The sequence below is a fragment of the Streptomyces cahuitamycinicus genome (assembly GCF_002891435.1).
GTDB lineage: Bacteria > Actinomycetota > Actinomycetes > Streptomycetales > Streptomycetaceae > Streptomyces > Streptomyces cahuitamycinicus.
Genome location: NZ_POUC01000930.1, coordinates 1 through 640, shown reverse-complemented (window position 1 = coordinate 640; position 640 = coordinate 1). Strand labels below are relative to the sequence as shown.

Here is a 640-nt window from a genome sequence, read left to right as displayed (position 1 = left end):
GAGTTCGTCGGCAGCGTCAGATGTGTATAAGAAACAGGTTCGGACTCGTCCGCCCGGAGTTCGGGTACGTGGCGCAGGGCTGGGCTCAGGGAGGTCAGCAGGGCGACGACCGCCATCACCGCGGCGCAGCCGAGCAAACCGGCGAACCGCCCCGCCACGTCCAGCACGACGCCGCCCGCCAGTGGGGCGATGGCGCCGCCGCCACCACTCGCGATGGCCGCGACGCTCACCACCCGCCCTCGGTGGCTGTCCGGCGTGAGCTTCAGCTGCCATGTGGTGAAGTACGCGTTCGCCGTCGGCGCCGCGAAGGCGATCGCTCCCAGCAGCACCCCCGGGGTCCAACTGCCCGGCAGCGTCGCGATCCCCGCCGTCAGCACGACGAACGCCCACAGCACGACATGGATGGGCCGGGCACCGGTCAGGGCACGCTGAAGCAGGGGGGCGGCGAGGGCACCCAGCAGCCCACCGACGCCGAGCAGCGCGGCCATCACCCCGATCAGTCCGGTGGCCATGCCGCTGGTCTGCGCGGAGGCGATGACCATGAAGTAGATGGTGCCGAAGAAGAAGTTCGTCGCCGTGGCGCAGACCAGACCCACGCGCAGGAACGGGTGGGACGTGATCCAGCGGACCCCCCTGTCTC

General features: G+C 70.5%; 1 pseudogene. It reads right to left on the bottom strand.

The annotated features are described in order from the left end of the window. Positions 1–542: pseudogene (locus C1J00_RS48685) on the bottom strand (MFS transporter); the annotation flags it as partial. Positions 543–640 lie beyond the last annotated feature (98 nt).